This is a genomic window from Plantactinospora alkalitolerans, from assembly GCF_015690345.1.
In the GTDB taxonomy this organism is placed as follows: Bacteria; Actinomycetota; Actinomycetes; order Mycobacteriales; family Micromonosporaceae; genus Plantactinospora; species Plantactinospora alkalitolerans.
This window is the reverse complement of record NZ_JADPUN010000079.1, coordinates 17,774-41,009: the sequence shown is the minus strand read 5'-3', so window position 1 is coordinate 41,009 and position 23,236 is coordinate 17,774. Positions and strand designations below refer to the sequence as shown.

At 70.1% G+C, this 23,236-nt stretch carries 14 protein-coding genes; 3 read left to right on the top strand and 11 right to left on the bottom strand.

Annotated elements, in window-relative coordinates; all coding sequences use genetic code 11:
* Window positions 1–52: 52 nt before the first annotated feature.
* The 5 genes from I0C86_RS06015 to I0C86_RS05995 all read right to left on the bottom strand — a co-directional run bounded on the left by I0C86_RS06015 (window position 53) and on the right by I0C86_RS05995 (window position 10,042).
* Window positions 53–4,045 (bottom strand): LamG domain-containing protein, encoded by a 3,993-nt coding sequence (locus I0C86_RS06015; protein WP_196200198.1) that lies wholly within the window; start codon window positions 4,043–4,045, stop codon window positions 53–55.
* Between the two features lie 281 nt (window positions 4,046–4,326).
* A complete protein-coding gene (locus I0C86_RS06010; RefSeq protein ID WP_196200197.1) occupies window positions 4,327–5,856 on the bottom strand; it encodes a class I adenylate-forming enzyme family protein in 1,530 nt (509 codons plus the stop codon).
* Window positions 5,853–6,131, bottom strand: coding sequence for a phosphopantetheine-binding protein (locus I0C86_RS06005; protein ID WP_196200196.1), 279 nt, complete (start codon window positions 6,129–6,131; stop codon window positions 5,853–5,855). The genes I0C86_RS06010 and I0C86_RS06005 overlap by 4 nt, the downstream gene beginning before the upstream one ends.
* A gap of 22 nt (window positions 6,132–6,153) precedes the next feature.
* Window positions 6,154–8,562: an acyl-CoA dehydrogenase family protein gene (locus tag I0C86_RS06000; RefSeq protein WP_230393636.1), complete on the bottom strand. Its 2,409-nt coding sequence runs from the start codon at window positions 8,560–8,562 to the stop codon at window positions 6,154–6,156.
* A 184-nt stretch (window positions 8,563–8,746) separates the two neighbouring features.
* Window positions 8,747–10,042 (bottom strand): condensation domain-containing protein, encoded by a 1,296-nt coding sequence (locus I0C86_RS05995; RefSeq protein ID WP_196200195.1) that lies wholly within the window; start codon window positions 10,040–10,042, stop codon window positions 8,747–8,749.
* A 303-nt stretch (window positions 10,043–10,345) separates the two neighbouring features.
* Here I0C86_RS05995 and I0C86_RS05990 point away from each other — a divergent pair, with 303 nt between their 5' ends.
* The 3 genes from I0C86_RS05990 (at window position 10,346) to leuS (ending at window position 15,251) form a co-directional block, all read left to right on the top strand.
* Window positions 10,346–11,251, top strand: coding sequence for a beta-ketoacyl-[acyl-carrier-protein] synthase family protein (locus I0C86_RS05990; RefSeq protein WP_196200194.1), 906 nt, complete (start codon window positions 10,346–10,348; stop codon window positions 11,249–11,251).
* Between the two features lie 41 nt (window positions 11,252–11,292).
* Entirely contained in the window at window positions 11,293–12,483 is a 1,191-nt protein-coding gene (locus I0C86_RS05985; RefSeq protein WP_230393635.1) for an acyl-CoA dehydrogenase family protein, read from the top strand.
* 299 nt (window positions 12,484–12,782) lie between these two features.
* Complete coding sequence (gene leuS, locus I0C86_RS05980) at window positions 12,783–15,251, top strand: leucine--tRNA ligase (RefSeq protein WP_196200193.1); 2,469 nt, start codon at window positions 12,783–12,785, stop codon at window positions 15,249–15,251.
* A gap of 57 nt (window positions 15,252–15,308) precedes the next feature.
* On the opposite strand, the gene I0C86_RS05975 is transcribed toward leuS, so the two are convergent.
* From I0C86_RS05975 to I0C86_RS05950, 6 genes are read right to left on the bottom strand one after another with little or no spacing between them, the layout of a single operon-like run.
* Window positions 15,309–16,226 (bottom strand): 3-oxoacyl-[acyl-carrier-protein] synthase III C-terminal domain-containing protein, encoded by a 918-nt coding sequence (locus I0C86_RS05975; protein WP_196200192.1) that lies wholly within the window; start codon window positions 16,224–16,226, stop codon window positions 15,309–15,311.
* Entirely contained in the window at window positions 16,219–18,105 is a 1,887-nt protein-coding gene (locus I0C86_RS05970) for a class I adenylate-forming enzyme family protein (RefSeq protein WP_196200191.1), read from the bottom strand. The genes I0C86_RS05975 and I0C86_RS05970 overlap by 8 nt, the downstream gene beginning before the upstream one ends.
* 39 nt (window positions 18,106–18,144) lie before the next feature.
* Window positions 18,145–19,647 (bottom strand): aldehyde dehydrogenase family protein, encoded by a 1,503-nt coding sequence (locus I0C86_RS05965; RefSeq protein WP_196200190.1) that lies wholly within the window; start codon window positions 19,645–19,647, stop codon window positions 18,145–18,147.
* Window positions 19,644–20,885 (bottom strand): amidohydrolase family protein, encoded by a 1,242-nt coding sequence (locus I0C86_RS05960; RefSeq protein WP_196200189.1) that lies wholly within the window; start codon window positions 20,883–20,885, stop codon window positions 19,644–19,646. Before I0C86_RS05960 ends, I0C86_RS05965 begins: the two co-directional genes overlap by 4 nt.
* Entirely contained in the window at window positions 20,882–21,907 is a 1,026-nt protein-coding gene (locus I0C86_RS05955) for a radical SAM/SPASM domain-containing protein (RefSeq protein WP_196200188.1), read from the bottom strand. Before I0C86_RS05955 ends, I0C86_RS05960 begins: the two co-directional genes overlap by 4 nt.
* Window positions 21,908–21,938: 31 nt before the next feature.
* Window positions 21,939–23,234: a radical SAM protein gene (locus I0C86_RS05950; protein WP_196200187.1), complete on the bottom strand. Its 1,296-nt coding sequence runs from the start codon at window positions 23,232–23,234 to the stop codon at window positions 21,939–21,941.
* Window positions 23,235–23,236: the final 2 nt, after the last annotated feature.

The following is a 23,236-nucleotide window of genomic DNA, read 5'->3' as shown; positions in this document are numbered from 1 at the left end:
CAGGGGGTTCGGCGCGGGCCGGGCACACCGGCCCGCGCCGGAAATGATCTGGTCAGCCGGCGGCGAGGTCGGCGATCCGGTCGGGGTCGACGGTCGAGGTCCAGAAACGTACGTCGTCGACGACGCCACCCAGCGGCGACCATCGACCGCCGGCGGTGTCGCCGTTACAGCCGATCAGCGTCGGCCCGGGTGCCATCCAGGGGCTGGCGGGGCCGTTGGCCTCGCCCTCCAGTACGCCGTTGACGTAGAGCCGCACCTTGCCGGCGGCCAGGTCGTACACCCCGGCCAGATGCGTCCACTGGCCGAGGGCCGGGGGTTGCTTCGACCCGGCGACGTGCCAGGTGGGCGTTCCGCTCGCCGCGCTCGGCATGCCGAAGTGCCACCGGTTCGCGTCCGAGTTGTAGCCGAGGAAGAAGCCGGGGTACGGCCCCGCCGCCTGCGTCGCCACCGAGCGGTGCCCGGTCGTCTGGTCGATCACCACCCAGGTACTGACCGTGAACGAGGCGTTGGTACGTACCGCCGGTCCCGTCGTCTGGGCGCAGGAGCCGGCGGCCAGTTCCAGACCCAGCGCGCCGTCGCGTCCGAAGCCCCGGTCCCGGGTCCAGGCGTACGGCCCGTTGATGGTCAGGTTGCGGCCGTTTCCGGACACGTCGGTGAGGTACGTCGGGGTGTCGCTGGCCGGCCCGTCCAGCGGCCAGAGCGCCTCCAGCCGTACTCCCGGGTTACCGCCGTGCACGTTGGCGACCTGCGCGTCGGTCAGCGCGCCCCGCCAGGCCTTGACGCCGGACACCGTCCCGTTGACCCGGTCGACATGGTTTCCGGCGTACCAGGCACAGCCGACGGTCATCGCCCCACCGGCCCGCCACGGGGTCTGGTTGGCGGCCACCGATCCCGCCCGTACGCCGTTGACGTAGAGAACCATCTGGCGCGAGGTGGCGTCGTAGACGCCCGCCAGGTGCGTCCACCTGCCCACGTCGGCGGTGGCCGCCTGGGAAGACAGGATCATCTGGGCGTGGGTGGTCTCGCTGTCGCCCGCCATCATCATCAGCGACCAGTACGGCACGCCGCCGGAGTAGCGGGTTCCCAGGAACCAGCCGCTGACCCGGACGCCGTCCTGCCCGAGCACGGTCTGGTTACCGGTGCCGATCGCGGTCAACCTGACCCAGGTGGCAATCGTGAACGACTCGTCGGTACGCAGCACCGACGCCTCCGACGTCGCGCACTTCGTACCGTCCAGCACCATCGCGGACTCCGTCCGGCCGTACTGGTCATCGGCCCAGCCGCCGCCCGCCGGCAGCACGAGGTCGGTGGAGCGACCGGTCTCCTCTGCGCCGTTGGTGTGCAACTGCCAGTCGCCGACCAGCCCGGCGGGAAGTTCGGTCGCGGCGCGGGCGATCTGCGCGTCGGAGAGCAGTCCCTGCCAGACCCCGACGTGATCGATCCCGCCGATCAGCTGGTGCCAGACCGAGCCGATGACGCCCGCACAGCCGACCAGGAGCGGGCCCTGGGCGTTCCAGGGCGTGAACGGAATGGCACCCTCCGCGGCGAGCCGGCCGTCGAGGTACAGCCGCATCACCTTGGCGACCGGGTCCATGGTCGCCGCGACGTGTTGCCACGCTCCGAGCGGCGTCGCGGTGGACGCCGTGATCGTGGCAAACGTCGCGGCCTCGGCGTCGGAGCCGCTCAGCGTGAACTGCCACCGGTCACTCGGGCCGTTGTACCGCAGGTAGAACGACGACCGGGCCACCCCGGCCTGGGCGGCCAGGCTGCGGTAGTCGGACTTGTCGGTCAGCCTCGCCCAGCCGGCGACGGTGTACTCGGCGTCGGTGCGTACCCCCGACCCGGTCTGCGCGCAGCCCGTGCCGTTCAGGGCCAGTGCGGCGCCGGCATTGCCCCGGCGGTCGGTCCCGTAGCCGAGCCCGCTGCCGATCGTCAGATTCCGCCCTCGGCCCGAGTCGTCGAGCCCGTCACCGTCGAACCGCCAGGCGCCGTGGGACTGGGCCTCGGTGATCCGACCGGTGAAGAAGTCGAACGCCGTACGCGCCGAGTAGTTGCCGGCGTTGTCCTGCGCCCACACGTAGACGACGGTACGGCCGGCGGCCGGCGTGAACGTGATCGTCGTCGTACCGGTGGAGGCCTTGAAGGTCTGCTGTACGTCCACACCGATGCCGTAGGCGAACTGCTTCATCCCGGAACGGGCGTCCGACGAGGTGAACGAGAGCGTCACCGGCTGGCCGACGACCGGGGTGCCGGACGTCCGGGCGACCACGGGTGTCTCGGGGCCGGTGTGGTCGAGCCGGAAGTAGCAGTACCCGGTCCAGCCGGTCTCGTCGCCTTCGTCGACGCCCTTCACCCGCCAGTTGTAGTCGCCCTCGGTCAACGTGGGGGTGGTCCACCCCCGCTCGGCACCCGAGGTCGTCCCGGCGGAGAGGTGGTCGGCGGGGTTCGTCGGCCCGTTGATGTCGAACCCGACCTTCACCGTGCCGTCGCCGTCACTGGCCTTGCCGTAGAGCGTCGGCGTACGGCTGGTGATCCACGGTCCGGGGGAAGCGGCGCAGCCGCCGCCGGGTGCGGTCCGGATGGCCACCGGCGAGGTCGGCCTCGACTGGTACGTCGCCTTCAGTGTGACGCTCGCCGGGTCGAACTTCGCCCAGTGGCCTCCGCTCTCGCTCGCCATCCGGAATCCGAAGGTGATCGACGTGGCGCCGTTGTTCGCGTGCCGCTGGACGTGACCGCCGATGCCGGCGTGGTCGAACTTGAGCCAGTTGGCCGACTGGCCACATTTCGCGTTGGCCTTGCCCGTCTTGGTCTGCACCGGGCCGTCGTGCAACCAGTGGCTGGCCATTCCGTTCCAGGTGGGGGTGTTGCTCGCGATCGAACTCGTCTGCCAGATGCCGATGGACTCGCCGGCGCACCAGCCGGTGTGCACCAGATAGGCATCCACGCTGGTCGTGTAGACCAGCCGCTTGCCCACCAGAGCCGAAACGTCGAAGTAGAAGATCGACCGCCAGAGGTCGCCGTGGTCGTCGTAGTTCGACCCCACCCGGGCCACCTCCCGTGGCCACGAACTGCCGGAGGTCCACCGGGTGTCCGGGTTGGAGTCGTTCACCGGGGCCCACCTGGCCCACTTCTTGTCGTAGGTGGGGTCGATGAAGATCGGGAAGTTCCCGCTGTCCAGCACCGCCGGGTCGGCCGCCACGGTGAGTACGTCCCCGCTGACCCGCACCTCGACCGGCGCGACCCGGGCCGCCTCGCCCGGTCCCCGTACCGTCGAACTCTCGCCATCGGCCGATTCCTGGCCGGTCCGACCGAACGCGTCGACGTCCCGCGCCCCGACCGGGTCGGTTCCCGAGTCCCAGGCCGACGCCGGCGGCGCCGCGGCCAGCAGACCGTCGGGTCCGGTGACGGTCACCCCGCCTTCGGTCACCGTCACCTCGGCCGATCCGCCCAGCACGTAGGTCGTCTCCCGTACGGCGGGGTTCTGCGCCGCCTCGGCGGTCCCGACCACCAGCAGGTGCGAGAAACCGCCGCGTTCGGCGCGGACCACCAGGTCGACGTCCGGATACACATCTGGATAGGTGATGGTGTCGCCCTGGACGACGCCCTGCGGAAGCGGAGTCGGCCAACCGAGCGAGAACTCGGCACCGGCACCCCGCATCGTCGCGAAGGGCCCCGCTCCGCCGGACGAGAAGACCACGTCCGCCGTCGAGGCGACCGGCCGGACCCGACCGTCGGCACCGACCACCAGGGTGGTGTCCACATCCACCCAGGAACCGCCCTGTTGCGCCCACTGCGGCTCGGACGAGGACTCGAACACGAACTCACCGGACGGCTGGGCAAGGACCTTCGTCGTCTCCGACGCCTTGGCCAGCACCTCGACTTCGACGCCGCACGTCACGGCGAGGCTCCTGGCGGCGGCCTCGGAGCCGGCGGACGGAACGCGGTCATCGTCGGCCGGGGCCGGACAGTTGTCGGTGCCCTGGGCCGACGCCGCAGGTGGTGCCCAGATCACGGAGATCGAGGGCACGACGAGTAGAGCCAGCAAGGCGACCAGAACACGCGCAGCATGGAACGGCACAGCCACGATCACGACCCCCGTATATCGCAACCAGTGATGAGATTGACCGGGAGAGTATCGGGAAGATCGTCTGGTGCCGATTGAAGATCGTCGGTCGGCACGCGGATCGTGATTTCCGACATGACACTCGAAAGTAGATGGTCGTAGCCCTACCACGACGAGTCGACCACGGGTCCGGACCGCCGTCCCGCCACCACGTTTCAGCCGCCGGAGCCGGCGAGCTCAGCCCCTCCGGCGGCCCGCAGTCATTACCGGCCGCCCCCTGTCGGAAGGTGGTGGGCGGCACAGCTCTCGCGGAGCTTCGCCTTGTCGATCTTGCCGTTCGGCGTCATCGGCAGCTCCGAAACCGCCACGCATATCTCAGGGGTCTTGACCTGCTCGAGGTGCCGCCTCATCGCCGACAGAACCGACGGTGGATCGACGGAGTCGCCGGTGACCACGAGGACCATCGGCTCGTCGTCACCGGACGGAATGAGCAGAGCGGCCAGCTCGACACCGGGAACCTGCTGGGCCGCCGACTCGATCTCCAGGCTGTTCATCCGCGCGCCGTTGTGCTTGAAAATGTCGTCCCGGCGCCCTTCGAAATAGAGGTACCCGTCCTGATCGAGGTACCCGAAGTCGCCGGTGCGCAGCATCCGCTCCGACGTCCCGGCACACGGGACGAATCGCGACTCGGTCTGCTCTTCGTCCCGCCAGTAGCCGGCCATCACGGAGGGGCCCCGGACGTAGAGTTCCCCCACCGCCATCGGCGGTAGGGAATTGCCGTCCGCGTCCTTCACCTGGACGTCGAGCCCGTCGAGCGGCCGGCCGGCGGACCGGGGCCGGACCAGGTCTCCGTCCGGATCCATGATGGTGACCCGTTTGCATTCGGTGATCCCGTACATCAGCGACAGGCGGGCCGACGGGAAGATCTCGCGCAGGCTCGTCCGGAGACGCTCCGGCATCGCCGCTCCGGTGTTGGTGATCAGTCGCACGCCGGTTATCGGCCCGGAGCGCCGGCGTAGCCGTTCGATCATGCTGCCGAGCGTGGGCAACAGGGGCAGGACGGTGGCCCCGGAGTCACCGATCCGTCGAAGCAGTATCGTGTCGTTCCCCGGGCCGGCCAGCACCAGGCACGCTCCCGCACGGGCCGCCAGCAGAGCCTGGTACAGGCCGTAGTCGAACGACAGTGGAAGCCGGTTGAAGATGATGTCCTCGGCGGTGTAGCGGAGTCGCTGCCAGATGGCCTCGACCGCGAAGCGCACGCTCCGGTGCGGGCACATGACGCCCTTCGGGACCGCCGTCGTGCCCGAGGTGTAGAGCAACATGCAGAGGTCGTCAGAGTGCGGGGCCGGGGTTTCCGGCGGCCAGGTGGAGCGTGCCGTCCCGGCTGCGGCACCCTCGATTTCCGGCCAGTCCACCCAGCGCGCGGCTGTCGATCCGGAGATCGTCTCGGGCCCGCCGACGATCATGGACGGCTCGGCGTCCGTGATCATCGCCTTCAGCGCGGCAGCTGGTGCGGCCGGATTCAGCGGTACGAAGACGGCACCGATCCGGATCGTGGCCCACAGCAACAGGACGGTGGCGGACCGGCTGTGCGCGACCACCGCCAGACGTGCTCCCGGCCCCACCCCCTGGTCTCGGAGCCAGTGCTCGGTCGCGGTCACCCGGTGCAGCAGTTGACGGTAGGTGACCGTGCCGGACTCGGGGTCCCGGACGGCGGGGGCGTCGGGCCATCGAGCCACGGCGAGCGCGAGCAACTCGCCGGCATCGCCGGAGACCCGGGCTGTCGGAGTCACGACGAATCGCGGCTTCCCGGATCCTGCTCGGCTTTGACCGCCTGGACGAGCGTCCAGATGTCACCCGGCGTGCGGAACGCCTCCGCCGTCAGCATCTCGTCGGGAATGCTGATGTCGAGCGTCTCCTCCAGCGCGATGAGCAACTGGACGCTTCGCATCGAGTCCAGCCCGAGGTCGTACAGGTTGGTGGCGGGCGTGAGTTCCCCCTCCGCGGGCAGCAGCGGAAGTTGTTGCCGCAGCGTTTCCAGGAACGTGTCGTTCCACAGGTCCGTCATTGATCCTCCAGCACCGTTTGCGTCACCAATCGAATCCGGGTCGCGCCACGAGCTGCACGTTCGTGTCCACGAGTCCGAGCACACCGGAGGCGACCAGGACGCGATCGTTCGAGAAGTTCAGGCTCGCCGACCGAAGGTCACGCAGAAGTGACTCCAACCGCAGATCGCTGTCGCGCCGGTAGCCATGGTTGAGGCCGACGAGCTGCACACACTCGTCGATGGCCTGGTAGGTGAGCGTCGAGGCGAGCACCTTGAGCGTGTTCAGGTGGATCTGCGTCGCCGGTGCGTCCGGCCGCCGCCCGAGCGACCGCAGCTCCTCGACCTCTGCCACCACCTGCCACAGGTACGCGCTGACCGCCTCGAGTTTGCTGCGCACCTCGGCCAGCCTGGCCTGCGCCAGATCCGACTGGGCGGCGGGCACGCTCGACCTCTCCCGGCTGCGCATACTGGACGCCACGCGGGCCAGTCCGCCGCGGGCGGCGCCGAGCCAGGCAGCGGCCCAGCCGATGTGCCCGACCGGCACGAAGCTCTCCAACGCGATGGCCCGGAAGTCCCCCTCGTCGCCGATCACCGCGGATCTGGGGACGAAACCGCGCAGGTTGAGGCCGACGCTCTCGGTGCCCCGCATGCCCAGGGTGTCCCACGGGCGCAGCCGCTCGACAGCCATTGCCGCACGGTCGGCCCAGACCAGGGTGACCCGGTTCGGCGGTGCCTCCGGTGCGGACCGCATGGTCACCAGGTACGCGTCGGCATGCAGGCCACCGGTCACGATCGGCGCGTCGCGTTCCAGCCAGAGGCGGTCGCCGTGGTCGACCAGGCCCTCGGCACTGGTGAGAAGATCTCCGCCCTTCGCGCGCTCCGACGTCACCGAGGCGATGTAGCACTCACCCCTGGCGATTTCCGGCAACACCCGCTCCCGCAGCTCGGCTGGACCGAAGCGGACCACGGCATCGACCTGCTGGCAGTGCATCGCCCAGATCATCGCGGTGGAGACGCAGCCGGCGCCGAGGATCGTCGCGACCTCTGCCATGTCGCGGAGGCTCCCACCGAGCCCACCGTGGGACTTCGGCACGAGCAGCCCGAACAGCCCGCTCCCCCGCAACGCCGTCAGCGACGCCTCGGAAACCTCGGCGGACGCGTCGGCAGCCGGGGCATGCTGGGCGAGGAGTGGCTGAAGGCGACGGGCGACGTCCTGCGCGGAGACGCTCTGCCCGGCCGTCTGCTCATCCTCCCGGCTGAGCCGCAACCGGCCCACCGTCACGACCTCGCCGGCCCGCATCGCCACTTCCGTCGGCGCGTCGTGACCGAGGAATCCGACCAGGCTCGCGGTCAACCCGTACGCACCCACGTTCGGGACTCGCAGGACGTCGCCGATCCGGGGCCTGGGCATGGCGCTCTGCGCGGACAGGATGTCGACCGGCGTGCACAGCGGACCGACCAGGGTCACCGGCTCCGGTTCTCCCTGCGGCGGCGTCAGATTCTCGAAGACGGCGGACGCCGGTGGGAGCCGTCGCAGCCCGGACATCCCGCCCAGGTGGTTGATGCCGCTCGCCAGGACGACGTAGGTCTTCGACCGGCTCTGCTTGACGTCGACGACCTCGGTGAGCAGTGAGCCACTGCCGCCCACCAGGAAGCGACCGGACTCGAAGGCCAGCGTGGTGCCGGTCAGACCCAGGCGGGCAGCCTCCGCCTCTACCGCCGGGCGCAGGGCCCGGTAGTCCGGGCGCGATCCCGGACGTGCGTAGGGTGAGGCGAACCCGCCGCCGAGGTCCAGCAGGTCGAGTGGAATTCCGAACTCGCCGGCCAACCGGTGTGCGGCGCCGAGGTTGAACAGGTGCTCGTTCACCAACGCCTGCGCGTCCTGGGCGTTGGAGATCGTGTAGAAGTGCATCCCGACGACGCGCACCGTCCTGGCCTGGGCGAGGGCACGTTCGATGTCGTCCGGCGTCAGGCCGAACTGGGACGAGGTGTTGGCCATGCGGAGCCCGCTCGCATTGCCCGTGTCCAGCCCGTTGATCCGGAGGAGAACCCGGGGCGGTTCACCGGCCTGAAACGCCTGTCCCTCCAGTCTGCGCAGGTCGTTTACCGACTCGCAGGAAAAGGTCCGCACCCCACGGGTAATCGCACTGCGCAGGTCTTGTTCCGTCTTTCCGGGGCCGGTGAAAATTGCCTCGGCAGCCGAGAATCCCGCACGGCGGGCCTGGTCCAGCTCGCCGACCGAGCTTACCTCGGCCCGGAAGCCGCACTCGGCGAGCACACCGGCCACAGCCGGATGAGGATTCGCTTTCAATGAATAGTAGAGCTGCGATCCCGAGGGCACCGCAGAACGAAGTTCTCCCGCTGCGGCCAGCACATCGTCAAGGTCGTAGACGTAGCACGAAGCACCGCCCATGATCTTGACAAGCGTCGACGCCTGAGATGTCAGATCCAACAGCTACTCCCCCGTGATGGGGCGGGCGACCTCGGCAGGCTCTGCTGCTGGATGGCTTCACCGCGCCCATAGGACGGTGTGCCGCTCGGCTGGCGGTCGCTGCCCTTTGTGTCACGGTACCCCATCGCCCTGTTCCCTGCTGACACGCATTGGCGGGGCGCTATGGCCCGCGGCCGACCGTTCATCAGTGATCGGACCGCGCCGCTGTCACCACCCATTCCTCGAGTGCCCGGGCCGATGCCTCGACATCGGCCAGGGACAGCATCCGCGTATCGATCATGTAATGCAGGGTGATCGCCTTCCGGGACGGCGACGCAAAGAGGAAATACAGGCTGTCGCTGTCGTGCTCGTGGCTGGGCACGCTGCTGAACGTGCTCTCCGGCACCGGGCCGTCGTCGTCCTCCGGCGGCATCGTCGCGGTGTTCGCGCCGTCGAAGTAGTTGAGGAATATCTGCGGCATGAAGCGATGGTCCGGCGGACAGCGCTCGCCCGACAGCGTCTCGAACAGTTCGTAGATGTCGTACCGGGCAGCGGCCGACGCGCGCAGCGTCTCCCGGAATGCCGAGCGCACCACGTCCTGGGCCGTGCCCCGTACGTCGACGATGGTCAGGCCCCACTGCATCAGCGTCTCGATCCCCAGGTCGAGCGGGTCGGTGCGGTTGCTGTAGGCGATCCGGGCGGCCACCCTCGGGACGCCGAAGAGGTCACCCAGCACGCTGCTCACCGCCGCCAGCAGAACCACCGCCGACGAGGCCCCCAACCGGGACGACGCGGCGGGCATCGCCCGACGCAGGGTGGGCGAGACCAGCGTGCCGGTGTGGAACCGGGGAGTGAGGCCGGGCAGGGTGGGCGCGGGCGTGCTGGCCACGCCGTCCTCGTGGAGCCGTTGCCAACGACCGATGTTCCGGCGCGACAGCGCCCGGCCGGCCGGCGACCCTTCGAACCGGGTCCGGTCCACCGGATGGCCCACCGGGTCCGGCAGCACGCCGAGGTCGTCGGGCCCGCACAGCCGGCGCAGCTCGTCGGCGAGACTGTCCCCGGCGAACGCGTCGATCGCCAGGTGGGACGCCGCGATCAGCAGGGTGGCCGAACCATCGGCTCTGTTCAGCACACCGAACCGCACCGGCAGGGCGTCGAAGTCGAAGGAACGCTGGTACAGGTCGGTGTGGATGCGATGCGCCTCGTCGTCCGACCCCGCCGCGGCAATCGGCACCGACAACTCGACGTGCGGCTGTACCCGCTGACGCCGGTCCGCCGAGAAGAGGGTACGCAGGCTCTCGTGGCGCTCGAGCACGCTCTGCACCGCCGTCGCGATCCGCTGCGGCGGCACTCCCGGAGGCAGTTCGACCGATCGCTTCTGGGTCTGCCGGTACGACTCCTCCGCCGTGAGGTCGTAGATGGCCTGCTGGGTGAGCTGACCCCAGGTCATCGGAGCCTCTCGGTCCACCCCGTGCCGTACCCGGACGTACAGTGATTCCACGGCAGGTCTCCGTTCCGCTGCTCGCCCTGCGACCCACATAGGGTCTGGGCACTCGTCGGGAACGTCAAGGGTTTTCGTACTACTATGTTGGGGTTCGGGCAACCGGTGCTGGTTGGTACCAGTTCATCCGTCCTCACCCCGATGCCTTGCCCAGATCGACGTAGTCAACTATTTTTCCCTCACGATGCCCCACTTGGCGTCAAGCCGGGCCGGACCCGCGCGCCGGGTTGGCCCACGGCGGACGCCTGATCGTCGAACCACGGGGGAAATTTGCCGAACGGTGCCAACGATGGGCGACGCGCGATGCTCTACGCGTCCCGCCTGTCCTACGTCCTGGGTGAGCCGGTGCCGATCGGCGACACCACGGACCCGGAGGTCCGCGACGAGTTGGACAACCTGTGCGAGCAGGGGATCCGGCACCACCTGGTCGACGAGCGGCCGGTGGCGGAGCTCGCGGTCGCGGCCGCCCGGCCGGTGGTCGAGGGCCTCTCCGGCTCACCCGTCGACATGTTGGTCTACTGCACCGACACGCCGACCACCGAGCCGGTGGCGCGACAGATGCGGCAGGTGCAGAGCGAGCTCGGGCTCGTCGACACGCCCGCCGTGCTGATCAGTAGCGGTGGCTGCGGCAACCTGGGCGCGGGGCTGAAAGTGGCCCGGGCGCTGATGGCGACCGAGGGCCTCGGCACCGTACTGTTCATCACGGCCGACCGCGTCGCCGATACCACCGGCCGGTTCCTGACCCACGGCACGACCGTCCTCAGTGACTCGGCCGCCGCATGCGTCCTCACCGCCGAGCCGGTCGCCGAGGGGTTCCGCATACTCGGGATGTCCACCGAGGTGAAGGCAGATCTCGGTGTCACGTCGAGCCAGTTGGCGCTGGGTCGGGCCATCATGCAGAAGATCGGGCGGGCGCTGAACCGGGTGTCCGCGGAATCCGGCGTACCGCCGGCCGAGTGCCGGTACTTCCTCACCGGCAACTTCGGGCGTACGTCGAGAGCCTTTCTCACCACGGCAGCACGCTGCACCCCGGAACAGGCCTACGCACCCTGGGTCGCCGACCTGGGGCACTGCTTCTCGGCCGACCTCCTGATCAGTCTGTCCACCCTGATGGAGCGCGGCGACCTCGACCCGGCGGACCGCCTGCTGCTGCTCAGCTCCACCCCGCAGTCGTGGTCGCTGATCGTCGCGGAATACGTCGCCGCCTGATCGTGGTGCAGGTCGTCCGGACGCAACCGACAAGGAGGATCATGATGACCCGCCCCGCACTGCCGCCGGCAGAGCGCGCCGAACTGTTGGACGCGGTGCTGCCGGTGCTGCGCCAGCACGCCCGCGAGGTCGACCTGACGGCAGCCTTCCCCACCGACAACCTGGCCGCGCTGCGCAAGAGTGGACTGCTGGGCCTGCTGGTCCCACAGCGGTACGGCGGTCTCGGCGGTGACCTGGCCGACCTGGTGGAGATCGCCGGCGAGCTGGCCGCCGAGTGCCTCTCCACCGCCATGATCTGGGCGATGCACTGCCAGCAGGTCGACGTGCTGTTGCACCACGCGTCCGCGCCGCTGCGGGACCGGCTGCTCCCCCGGATCGCCGCCGGCGACGTGTACCTGGCCTCGGTGACCACCGAGGCCGGCAAGGGTGGACATCTGCTCAGTGCGGACGCCGCGATCACCCGTCAGGACGACGACCTGCTCATCGACCGGATGGCGCCGGTCGTCACCGGCGGCGAGTACGCGGACGGCTTCCTGATCACCATGCGGACCTCACCGGACGCGACGGCGCACGAGGTCAGCCTGGTCTACGCCGACCGGGACCAGCTCACCCTGGCCGGCCGGGGCAACTGGGATCCGCTGGGCATGCGCGGCACGCACAGCCTGGGGTTCTCCATCACCGGTCGGGTCGGCGCCGACCAGTTGCTCGGCGAGCCCGGCGGCTTCCGGGCGATCACCATCGAGTCCATGGTGCCGGCCGGTCACCTCGGCTGGGCGGCCTGCTGGCTGGGCGGGGCGCGGGCAGCGTACGCGGGACTGCTCCGGATGCTGCGGTCGCCGGACCGGCCTTCCTCGATCGACCTGGGGTCACCGCTGGTCGCCGAGCGGCTGGCGCGGATCCGGCTCGATCTGGAGGCGGTGAGCGCCTACCTGCACGCCGCCCTCGCCGAGGTCGTGACGGCCCGCCGCGCGGGCGAGCCGCTGAGCGGCACCGCCACCCAGTTGCACCTGAACTCGCTCAAGGTGCTGGCCGCGGAGCTGACCTTCCAGGCCGTCGACCGGATGGTGCAGGTCGGCGGCCTCGGGTTGGCCTACCGGCGGGACTCACCGCTGCCGCTGGAACGGGTATTCCGGGACCTCCGATCGGCGAGCCTGAACTACGCCAACGATCGTCTGCTGGTGACCAATGGCGCCCTGTGCATGATGGACACCGCGGTCACTCTGCTGCGCTGAACCGGCGCGGGCCCGACGATGCAACGGACTGATCAACAAGTACCAGCGGGTAGCCTGACCCGGTCCTCATAACGCCAGGTCGTGGCTTCCCGACGAGTTGGCGCGGTACGCCGGTGCCGCCGATCGGCCGTGGCGGCGCCGTGGGTCCGGGAACACCGCCGGAGGCAGCCGATATGATTGACCGTCGGCGCGGGCGCCGCAGCTTTAGAGAACTCTGAATGGTAGGCGTGACACACAGCAGGCACTCCTCGTGCTTTCCTAAGCACATGTAGTCCGCGTGACGTAAGGGGTCGGGAACGGTGGAGGACAGTTACAACCCTCAGGCCATCATCGAGAAATGGCTGGAGTTCTGGGAGGACCGGGGCACGTTCGAGGCCGAGGGACCGACCGATAACGGGTCCCCAGGGCGACCCCGTTCCTACGTTGTCAGCATGTTCCCGTACCCCTCCGGTGATCTTCACATGGGGCACGCAGAGGTTTATTCGATCGGCGACAGCATCGCACGGTTCACCCGCATGCGCGGGGCGAACGTGCTGAACCCGATCGGCTGGGATTCTTTCGGCCTGCCGGCCGAGAATGCCGCATTGAAGCGGGACATGGATCCGAAGGAATGGACGTACCGCAATATCGACGTCCAGGCCGAGTCATTCCACCGGCTCGGAATATCGTTCGACTGGCGTAGCCGTTTCCACACGTCGGACCCGGAATACTACCGCTGGAACCAGTGGCTGTTCCTGCGCATGTTCGAACGCGATCTGGCATTCCGGCGCTCCGCCCCGGTGAACTGGTGCCCGGTGGACAGCACGGTGCTGGCGAACGAGCAGGTGATCGGGGGCCAGTGCGAACGGTGCGGCTCGGTGGTCCAGCAACGCGACCTGACGCAGTGGTTCTTCCGCACCACGGCGTACGCCCAGCGCCTGCTCGACGACATGGCCCAACTGGAAGGCAAGTGGCCGGACGACGTACTGGCGATGCAGCGCAACTGGATCGGCCGGTCCGAGGGCGCGCACATCGACTTCGTGGTCGAGGGCCGCGAGGCGCCGATACGGGTCTTCACCACCCGCCCGGACACCCTGTTCGGGGCGACCTTCTTCGTCGTGGCGGCGGACTCCCCGCTCGCCGACGAGCTGTGCGTCGCCGAGCGGCGGGACGAGTTCGAGGCGTACCGGGCCGAGGTACGCACGGCCAACGAGATCGACCGGCTGGCCAAGGATCGGCCGAAGACGGGAGTCTTCCTCGGCCGGCATGCCGTCAACCCGGTCAACGGCGAGCGGATCCCGGTCTACGCCTCCGACTACGTCCTCTCCGGGTACGGCACCAGCGCGGTGATGGCGGTGCCCGCGCACGACCAGCGGGACCTGGACTTCGCGAAGGCGTTCGGCCTGCCGGTGCGCACGGTGGTGGACACCGGCGAACCCGACCCGGAAACAACCGGGGTGGCGACCGCCGGGCCGGGAACCCTTGTGCAGTCCGGCCCCTACGACAACCTGCCGCACACCGAGGGCGGTGGGAAGATCGTCGCCGCGCTGGCCGAGCGGGGTGTCGCCGAGAAGGCGGTGACCTACCGGCTGCGGGACTGGCTGCTGTCGCGGCAGCGCTACTGGGGTACCCCGATCCCGATCGTGCACTGCCCGGACTGCGGCGAGGTTCCGGTGCCGGACGACGAGCTGCCTGTCGTGCTGCCCGACTCCGGATACCAACTGCGCCCGAAAGACGGCAGGTCACCGCTGGCGAGCGCCGAGGCGTGGGCGGCCGTTCCGTGCCCCCGCTGCGGGACCCAGGCCCGCCGGGACACCGACACCATGGACACCTTCGTCGACTCGTCGTGGTACTTCATGCGCTACCCCAACGCCGGGTACGACGAGGGGCCGTTCGACCCGGCCGGCATCGAGCGATGGCTGCCGGTGGACGAGTACGTCGGCGGGCGTGAGCACTCGACCGGCCACCTGATCTACGCGCGGTTCATGACCAAGGTCCTGCACGACATGGGCTACCTGCCCTTCGTCGAGCCGTTCCGGCGCCTGATCAACCAGGGCCAGGTCGTGATGAACGGCAAGGCGATGAGCAAGACCCTGGGCAACCTGGTGAACCTCCAGGAGCAGATCAGCGCGCACGGCCCCGACGCGGTGCGGGTCACGATGCTCTTCGCCGGGCCTCCGGAGGACGACATCGACTGGGCGGACGTGTCGCCGACCGGTGCGGTCAAGTGGCTGGCCCGGGTGTGGCGACTGGCCGGCGAGGTGGGCGCGGTACCGGTCGACGCCGCGCCGGCCGACGGCGACTCGGCGCTGCGCAAGGAGGTACACCACCTGGTCGCCGAGACCACCACCCTGATGGAGGGCCGACGGCTCAACGTCGCCATCGCGCGCCTGATGCAGCTGACCTCGTCGCTGCGCCGGGCGGTGGACGGCAAGCCCGGGCCGAAGGATCCCGGGGTACGGGAAGGCACCGAGGCGCTGGTGCGGATGCTGTCGTGCTTCGCCCCCTTCACCGCCGAGGAGTGCTGGGAGCGGCTGGGCCGTCCCGCGTCGGTCTGCGAGGCCGGCTGGCCGGAGGCGGATCCGGCGCTGCTGGTCACCGAGACCGTCACCTGCGTGGTCCAGGTCAACGGCAAGGTGCGGGCGCGTCTCGAGGTTCCGGCGACGGTGGAGGACGCGGCCCTGGAGGAGCTGGTCCGGGCCGCCGACCCCGTGCGGCAGGCGCTGCGTGGGGCCGCCGTCAAGAAGGTGATCGTCCGTGCTCCCCGGCTGGTCAACCTGGTCGTGTGAGGCCGCCGGTCCGGGCGGGGGTCCGCCGTCGTGGTTCCCCGCCCGGCCGGCGTGGTATCAACCGAGGTACTCGGCCAGCGTCACGGTCCAGCCGCGTGATCCGGTGGTCAGCAGCAGCAGCCGGTCACCGGGGTCCAGTTCGCCGTCGACCCGGAGCGTCTCGAGGTTCATCAGGACGTCGGCCGAGAAACAGTGCCCCATCGCCTCGCGCAGCGGGGCGCGCACCACGGTCTGCGGAAGTCCCACGGCGGCCGCGAAGAGCGACTGGATGGCCGTGCCGTAGTTGCCCGTGACGAGGTAGCGGCAATCCTCCGGCGTGACTGACGCATCGGCGAAGAGTCGGCGTACGGCTCTGCTGATCCCGCTGAGCGTGGTGCGGGCCGTCTGCATCCCGATGCCCGCCGCAACGGCATCGGCCTGCACGCTGACGGCCATCCGGTGTACCGCGAAGCCGCCGGCCGGTGGCTCCGCGGTGACCAGACAGGCGGCGGCTCCGTCGCTCAGCACGGTCAGACCGTCCGGCAGATAGCGGGTGTCCCCGACGGAACGGTCGGCGGTGACCAGGAGCACGCTGCCCAACCCCTCGGCCATCACCATGGCGCGGGCCACCCGCAGGCCCAGGCCGAGGTTGCCGCACTCGCCTCCCGCGACGCGCAGGACCGGCACCCGGGGCAGACCCAGCCCGGTGTTGAGCCGCCACACCTCGGGTCCCGGCGGCACCGGGGTCGGCGTGTCGGAGCAGTAGATCGCCGTGTCCGGTTCCGTCCGACGGTCCGGCGAACCCAGCGCTGTCGAGGCCGCGGCGCCGGCCAGGTCGGGGACGGAGGCGTCCGTCACCCGGCACTGCACCAGACCCTCGTCGGCGAGCGTCGCCATGGCCTTGCGCACCTCGGTGTCCTCGAGGGCATCGAGCGCGACCGGATCTCCCACGACGTGCGAGATGTTGGAAAGGTAGACGGCCGGCGCGTCAGGCATCGGCGCTCCCCGGCAGGACCGACGTGCCGCTGCCGCTGCCGCTCTGCTCCGCGACACTCTGCTCCGCGACACTCTGCTCCGCGACACTCTGCTCCGCGATCATTTCGGCGAGCCGGGCGAGGGGTACCGGTTCGAACATCAGGACGATGTCCAGGTCGCCGCCGAGCGACTCACCGAGCTTGTGGTACACCCGGATCACCTCCACCGAGCTGAGGCCCAGCTCGGCGAAGGAGCTTCCGAGCGCGACCTCCTCGCTGCCGGTGACCCGCGTGATGGCGTGTTGCAGCGCCCGAGCCACGTCCACCTCGGACGTTGGCCGGGTGACGTCCACATCGCTCGTCGGCGCGGGCCCTGCGGCGTCCATCTCCTGCGTGGGCGCGAGTCGGGCGGCCATCATCTCGCCGAGGGCTTCCTTGTCCACCTTGCCACTGGGCGTACGCGGCAGATCGACCAGCACCATCACGTGGCTCGGCACCTGGTACGGGGCCAGACGGTCGGCGGCGTGTCGACGCAGACCCTCCGGTTCGACGGCCCGGGCCGCCTGTACCGCAGCCCCCAGGTCCTCGCCGAGGATCGGATCGCTGACCGGGAACACCGCCGCCTCCCGGACGCCCGGGAAGGATTCGAGGACCCGCTCCACCTCCGGACAGGAGACCTTCTGCCCGCTTATGTTGACGAACTCCCGGGTCCGCGCCACCAGGTGCAGGCACCCTCGCTCGTCGAGCTGGCCCAGGTCGGCCATGCGCACCCAGTCGCCCCGGAAGGTGGCCGCCGTGGCCTGCGGATCGTCGAGGTAGAACCGGGCCGGCAGGTTGGGCGGGATCCGCAACTCGACCACGCCGACCTCGCCCGGCGCAAGGATCCGCTCGTCCTCCCCGACCACCCGGACGGCCGACCCCGGGTTGGCGAAGCCGACGGCGCCGGGCTCGTAGCCTGGGCCGTATTCGAGCATGGTGCCGGCCCAACCGGATTCGGTACTCGAATAGTCGATCACCACGGTGGCGGCGGGGAACAGGGCACGCAGCGCCTCCAGCGCCGGAACGGGGCAGCGCGCCGATCCGATCGTCAGGCGGCGCAGGGACGAGGTGTCCGGACGGTCCCCGTCGAGCAGTCCGGCCATCGCCGCAGCCGTGGCCGGCACCATCGCGCTCTCGGTCACCCGGTACTTCTCCACCAGGCGCAGGAAGGTGGCCGGGTCGAACTCGGACGCGCGGATTCCGGTGACGCCACGGAGCAGCGGTACCTGGGTCGCCCACTGACCTACCGGCACGAACAGCGGGAAGGCGTGCAGCAGCACCTCGTCCGCCGGGCCGGCGGTGATCGCCGACGGGCGGGCGGCGTACATGATGTCGCGATGCGTCATGGCGACCGCCTTCGGCGTACCGGTGGTCCCGGAGGTGAAGACCACCGTGGCGACGGCGTCCGGTTCGGCGGCCGGTTGGGGAGCGTCACCGGTCCGGGCCTCTTCGTCGACGCCGTCCAGCAACTCCTTGACGACGAGCATCCGCACCCCTGGGTAGTCCTCGGCGGCATCCTCAGGGCTGATCAGGAACTCGCAGTTCACGGCCGCTGTCAGGACGCGTCGTCGGGAGGTACGGTCATCCGGCGACACGAGGACCGCCACGGCGCCCAGCCGGTGGACCGCGGCCAGGCAGACGGCGAAGTCCAGGGCGGCCTCGCGCGGAAAGGCCAGCGCGACCCGGGCACCAGCCCGCACACCGTGGTCCGACAGCCGGGCGGCGACCGCCCGTGCCCGGGCAGACCACTGCCCGTAGGTCAGCCGGTCCGCGTCGTGCACCAGGTGTGCGACCCGGTCCGGGTGATGGTCACCCCACCGGTCCAGCAGCCGGTCGATGGTTGATGGGTACGTTGCCCTCACAGCCCTTCCTCACTGGATCCCGTCGGCCGACAGTCGTCCTCAGCCGGCTGGGCGACCCGCCGGAGGATCAGCCGGGCCATCGGCCGGCAGGGTGTCCAGCGGAAGGCCCGTCACCTGGCGCACGAGGTAATCGTCGAACGCGGGACCGCCCCCGTTGTGACCGTTTCCGCTCGCCCCGAACGCGGCGTACGGCGCGTCGGGTCCGTACGGCAGGCCGTCGTTGATCGTCACGGCGGCGGCCCGCAGCCGGTTGGCGAACCGCCGGCCGCGCTCGAGCGAGCCGGAGGTCACTGCTGCCGCCAGACCGTACTCGGTGCCGTTGGCGAGCGCCAGTGCCTCAGTTTCCGTGTCGTACGGGAAGACCGTCAGCAGTGGGCCGGGGATGTCCTGGCGAGCCAGTGGCGAGTCTGGCCGGGCCCCGGTGACGAGGGTCGGCTCGGCGAAGTAGCCGCCGTCCAGCCCGGGCGGGATGCCACCGCCGCAGACGATCTCGGCGCCGGACCGGCCGGCGGCCGCGACCGCCGTCAGGAACCGTTGGCGGGCCGCCTCGCTCACCAACGGTCCCACGACCACCTCGGGGTCGTCCGGGCGCCCGAGCGGCACGGCGGCCATGGCCTCGCGGAGCGCCTCGACGCCGTTGGCGAACAGTCGGCGCGGGATCACCAGTCGGGAGAAGAGGGTGCAGGCCTGACCCGCGTGGAAGCAGGCCCGCACCGCCGCGTACGGCAGCACGTCCGGGTCGGCGTCGGGCAGTACGACGTGTGCGGCCTTGCCGCTGAGGTAGAGCACCACCCGCTTGAGTCCGGCACCCGCGATCGCGGCGACCCGACGGCCGACCGCCGACGATCCGGTCAGGCTGACGAGGTCGACGCCATCGCTGCCGCAGAGTGTCTCGCCGAGGGTGTGGTCGGCCGCCGTGACGACGTTGAGCACCCCCGGCGGCAGCCCCGCCTCGTTGGCGAGCCCGGCGATCCGCAGGGCGGTCAGGGAGGTGTACGGCGACGGCTTGACCACCACCGTGTTGCCGGTGGCCAGCGCGGTGAAGACCCGCCGCAGCAGCAGGGCGGCGGGAAAGTTTGCCGGCGTCAGCACCGCGGCCACCCCGACCGGAAGCCGGCGGACGATCCGCGCGCTGCCGAACCCGTGGAAGTCGCGGGTACCCAGATCCTCGTCCGCCATGTGGTCCACGAGGTGGTCGCAGACCCAGTCGAGGTCGCCGAGGACCGCGTCGAGCTGGATGGACCGGGTCAGCCGGACCGGTACGCCGCCCTCGGCGACGACGTCGTCGCGCAGTGTCTCGCGCTGCCGGTCGAGCAGGTCGACGACGCCGCGCAGCCGTTCCGCGCGGAACTTGGGGTCGTGTGCCCAGTCGCCGGCGTCGGCCGCCCGGCGGGCCGCGCCGACGGCCGCCTCCACGTCCGTGCCCGACGCGTCGGGCACGGTGCCGACCGGCTCGCCCGTGGACGGGTTCAAGCTGGCGAAACGCCTGCCGTCGGCGGCCTCGGTAAACGCTCCGCCGACCAGCATGCGCTCGTGTCTCATCTGCCCGCCCGGTCGCCGGACGGCGGTGCGTGCCGATCCTGGGCGTCGGCGCCTGGGCGGCCGTCGTCGCGGACGACCTTGCCCTGGCGTACGACCAGGCACACGTCGGGAAGGACGTCGATGTCGGCGACCGGGTCACCGCGCACCGCGATCAGGTCGGCGTCCATTCCGGCCCGCAGAGCCCCCTTGCGGTCCTCGAGGCCGCAGGCCCGAGCCGCGAGCGAGGTGGCCGAGCGCAGCGCCTCGACGTTCGTCAACCCCAGCCCGGCAAGGGTACGGACCGCGTGCGGGAGTACGTCGTGCGGCTTGCCCGGCAGCGACCCGGCGTCCGGGCCGGCGACCAGCAGCACCCCGCTCTTGTGCATCGACTCCACGACGGGCTCGAAGACGTCGAGGAAGGTCCGGAACCCGGGCGGAACGGTCCAGTCGGGACTGAGACCGAGAGTCGGGCCGACGATGATCCCACCTTCCGCGATGGCGCCGATGACCGCCGGATCCGGGGCCAGCCCACCCGCCACGCTGAAGAAGCAGTGCTCGATCCCGTCGACTCCGGCCGCCACCGCCTGGGCGATCGCCTCGGGTGGATAGGCGTGGACGGTCAGCGGCAGCCCCTGGCGGTGCGCCTCCTCCACCGCGGCCCGCAGCTCGAGCGTGGTGTACTGCGGAAGCGAGGTGTTCGACCGGGGGGTCAGCCGGCCGCCCGAGGCCATCACCTTGATGACGTCCACCCGGCGCTTGGTGAGCGTACGGACGGCCTTGCGCACCTCGAGCTCGCCGTCGGCCTCCAACCCCAGGAAGTGCCCGTGTCCGCCGGTGATCGTCACCGGGGTACCGGCGCAGACCAGCTCCGGCCCGGTCTCCGGTCCGGTGGCGAACCAGTCCCGCAGGTGCAGGCTCAGCAGTTTGTGGTCGCCCAGGTCGCGGATCGTCGTGATGCCGGCGTGCAGGGCCCGCAGGGCGGCGTGCCGCATCGACAGCAGGAGCCGCTCCGTCGGGGTCGTCGCGATCACGTCCGCCGCGTCCGGTCGCCCGTCCAGGCAGAGGTGTGAGTGGGTGTCGATGAGCCCGGGCAGGACCGTGGCATCGCCCACGTCGACCACGTCGTACCCGTCCGGCACGGGATTGCCGTCGGTGTCGACGGCCGTGATCCGGCCGTCCTTGATCAGGACCATCGCGCGTTCGACGCCGCGGTCGGCGAGGCCGTCGTAGAGGCGGGTGGAGAGTACGGCGAGGTTCAAACCCGCGCCCTCCCTGCCGGTGACCGCTCCGCGAGCGATCCGACGGTCCCGCGTACGTCGAAGAGCAGGTGCCGGGGCACGGTGTCGAGCAGTTCGGCGAGCTCCTCCACATCGGCCGGTACGCCGATGCAACGGGTGACCGACTCGTTGTCCCGCGGCGTGCGTACGTCCGAGCAGAGCCGGCACGCCTCGGGCAGCAGCGACCCGCCCGCGACGTGCGCGGCGCGGAGCGCGCGGGCCTTCTCGCCGTTCCAGATCTGGGCCAGTGTCTGCTCGTGCAGCGAGCCGAGGACCAGGCGGCCGGCGAAGTCGGCGCAGCACGGCACCACCGAACCGTCGGCCCGCACCACGACGTTCAGCCACGGGTCGAGGCAGCGGCTGCCGGGCGGCGCGGAGTCCCGCCGGCCGGCGGGCCGGCTGAGCTGTCCGGCGCGGGTGGAGTACCGCTTGAGGTGCACGGTGTCGACGCCCTCGTCCGCCCAGAGCTGGATGAACTCGCAGATCTCCTCGAGGGGCTGGTCCGAGATGACGAGCTGTGCCTGGGTGACCGGCTTGGTGCGGTCGCCGCGCAGCGCGATGAACCGCCGCACGTTGCGCTGGACCTCGTCGAAGTCGCCACCGATGCGGATTCGCTCGTACGTCTGGCGCCGCGCGGCGTCCAGGGAGAACACCAGGAGACCGAGCCCCGCCTCGAGAAGCATGGCGCAGCGCCGGTCATCCAGCCGGGAGGCGTTCGTCGAGAGCATCATGCGTACGCCACGCTCGCGCAACGTACGCATGATCTCGTCGAGCCGGGGATGGAGCAGCGACTCCCCGGAGAAGTGCACCCACACCGGCGCGGCCTGGAAGGCGTCGCGCTCCCGCTCGACCCAGGCGGTCAGCTCCGCCGCGTCCAGCAGGTGCGGCTTGCCCTCCGGCCGGGGGCACGAGGTGCAGGCGAAGTTGCACCCGTTCGTCGGCTCGACGCAGAGCACCCGGGGCAGGTAGTCGAGCTGCTCCTGCCCCTGGTCGTACGCTGCCACGACCTGTTCCCAGGTCCCGGCGAGGTGAATGTCAGGCGGCATTTCGCTGTCCGAACATGGTGGTACCGAAGACGTCGTTCAACATGACCGGGAACTCGTCGCCGGAACGCGTCCAATCTACGACATCCCAGAGCATACGCTCGAGCAACTGCCGCTGGAAGTCGCATTCGCGCAGGTCCTGGAAGCGGTCGAAGCGCATCTGGGCGTCCCAGTAGCAGCCGCCGCCGCAGATCCCGATCGCCGAGCACGACCGGCAGTCCTGCTGGAAGAACGGGAGGGAGTCGTAGATGTCCTGGGGCGTGACCACCCGGGTCTTCGGGTGGCTGTCCAGCTTCGTGCAGAGCGTGCGCTTGCCGTTCGGGTAGAACGTCACCTCGGGACCGATGACGGTGCAGCCGATGGCCTTGAACCGCTTCCGGGCGATGTACGCGACCCGCTTCATGATCTGCGCGACGTAGACGTGGTTGCGCTTGGCGTCCTCGTAGATCTCCATCAGCGCCGCGGTGTACGCGTTCATGTCGAGCCCGTCCGCGACCGTGCTGTTCACGGTGGTGTGCGGGATCGAGTAGTTGACGTGCCGGATACCCAGTTCCTGCACGAAGTAGTGGTGGATGTCGACCAGGTCCGGGAGGTTGTTCGGCGTCACCGTACAGTTGACGCCCACGTTCGCGCCGAGCCGTTGCATCGCGGCGAGCCGGTCGAGCACCTGGGCGTACAGGGTCTCCCCGGCGAAGTTCACCCGCTGCCGGTGGTGCCGCTCGAAGCCGTCGAGGGAGAGCCGGATCTCCACGTTCAGGTCGCGCAGCCAGGCGATGTCCTTGTCGCTGAGCAGGATGCCGTTGGTGTAGAGCTCCTTGCCCGCGTCCAGTGGCACGCCCTCCAGGAAGATCTTGCAGACGTCCCAGTTCAGCGTGGGCTCGCCGCCGATGAGCATCACCGTGCCGCCCATCATGTTGTCGCGGTACCACTGCAGCAGGTTGCGCGCCGTGTCTGCGGACATGTGCTCGTAGAGCTGGGCCAGGTTGTTCTCGAAGACGATGCAGTAGGAGCACTGGAAGTTGCAGGTCTGCGTCACCTCGACCCGCATGAGGTGCGGATCGCTGAGCATGTCCATCGGCGTGAACGACCAGTCCACCTCGCTGAGCGAGTCGAGTTCGGCCTGGGTGGGCTCCGGGTCGGCGGCCTTGCGCAGCAGGTGGTTGTGGGTGAAGGCGTTGTAGTGCACCACCTCGTCGCCGCGCTGGAAGCGGTGGATGACCGGCGCCTGGGGCAGATGGTCACGTGATGTCTGCGGGATGGTCAGCGGAACGAACACTTTCTGTCCCATGG

What these genes read in the sequence shown, in the direction of transcription:
- I0C86_RS06005 (WP_196200196.1), bottom strand. Translation starts at nt 6,131, where the DNA reads ATGACGGACCTGTGGAACGACACGTTCCTGGAAACGCTGCGGCAACAA.
- I0C86_RS05990 (WP_196200194.1), top strand. Translation starts at nt 10,346, where the DNA reads ATGCTCTACGCGTCCCGCCTGTCCTACGTCCTGGGTGAGCCGGTGCCG.
- I0C86_RS05985 (WP_230393635.1), top strand. Translation starts at nt 11,293, where the DNA reads ATGATGACCCGCCCCGCACTGCCGCCGGCAGAGCGCGCCGAACTGTTG.
- I0C86_RS05975 (WP_196200192.1), bottom strand. Translation starts at nt 16,226, where the DNA reads ATGCCTGACGCGCCGGCCGTCTACCTTTCCAACATCTCGCACGTCGTG.
- I0C86_RS05965 (WP_196200190.1), bottom strand. Translation starts at nt 19,647, where the DNA reads ATGAGACACGAGCGCATGCTGGTCGGCGGAGCGTTTACCGAGGCCGCC.
- I0C86_RS05950 (WP_196200187.1), bottom strand. Translation starts at nt 23,234, where the DNA reads ATGGGACAGAAAGTGTTCGTTCCGCTGACCATCCCGCAGACATCACGT.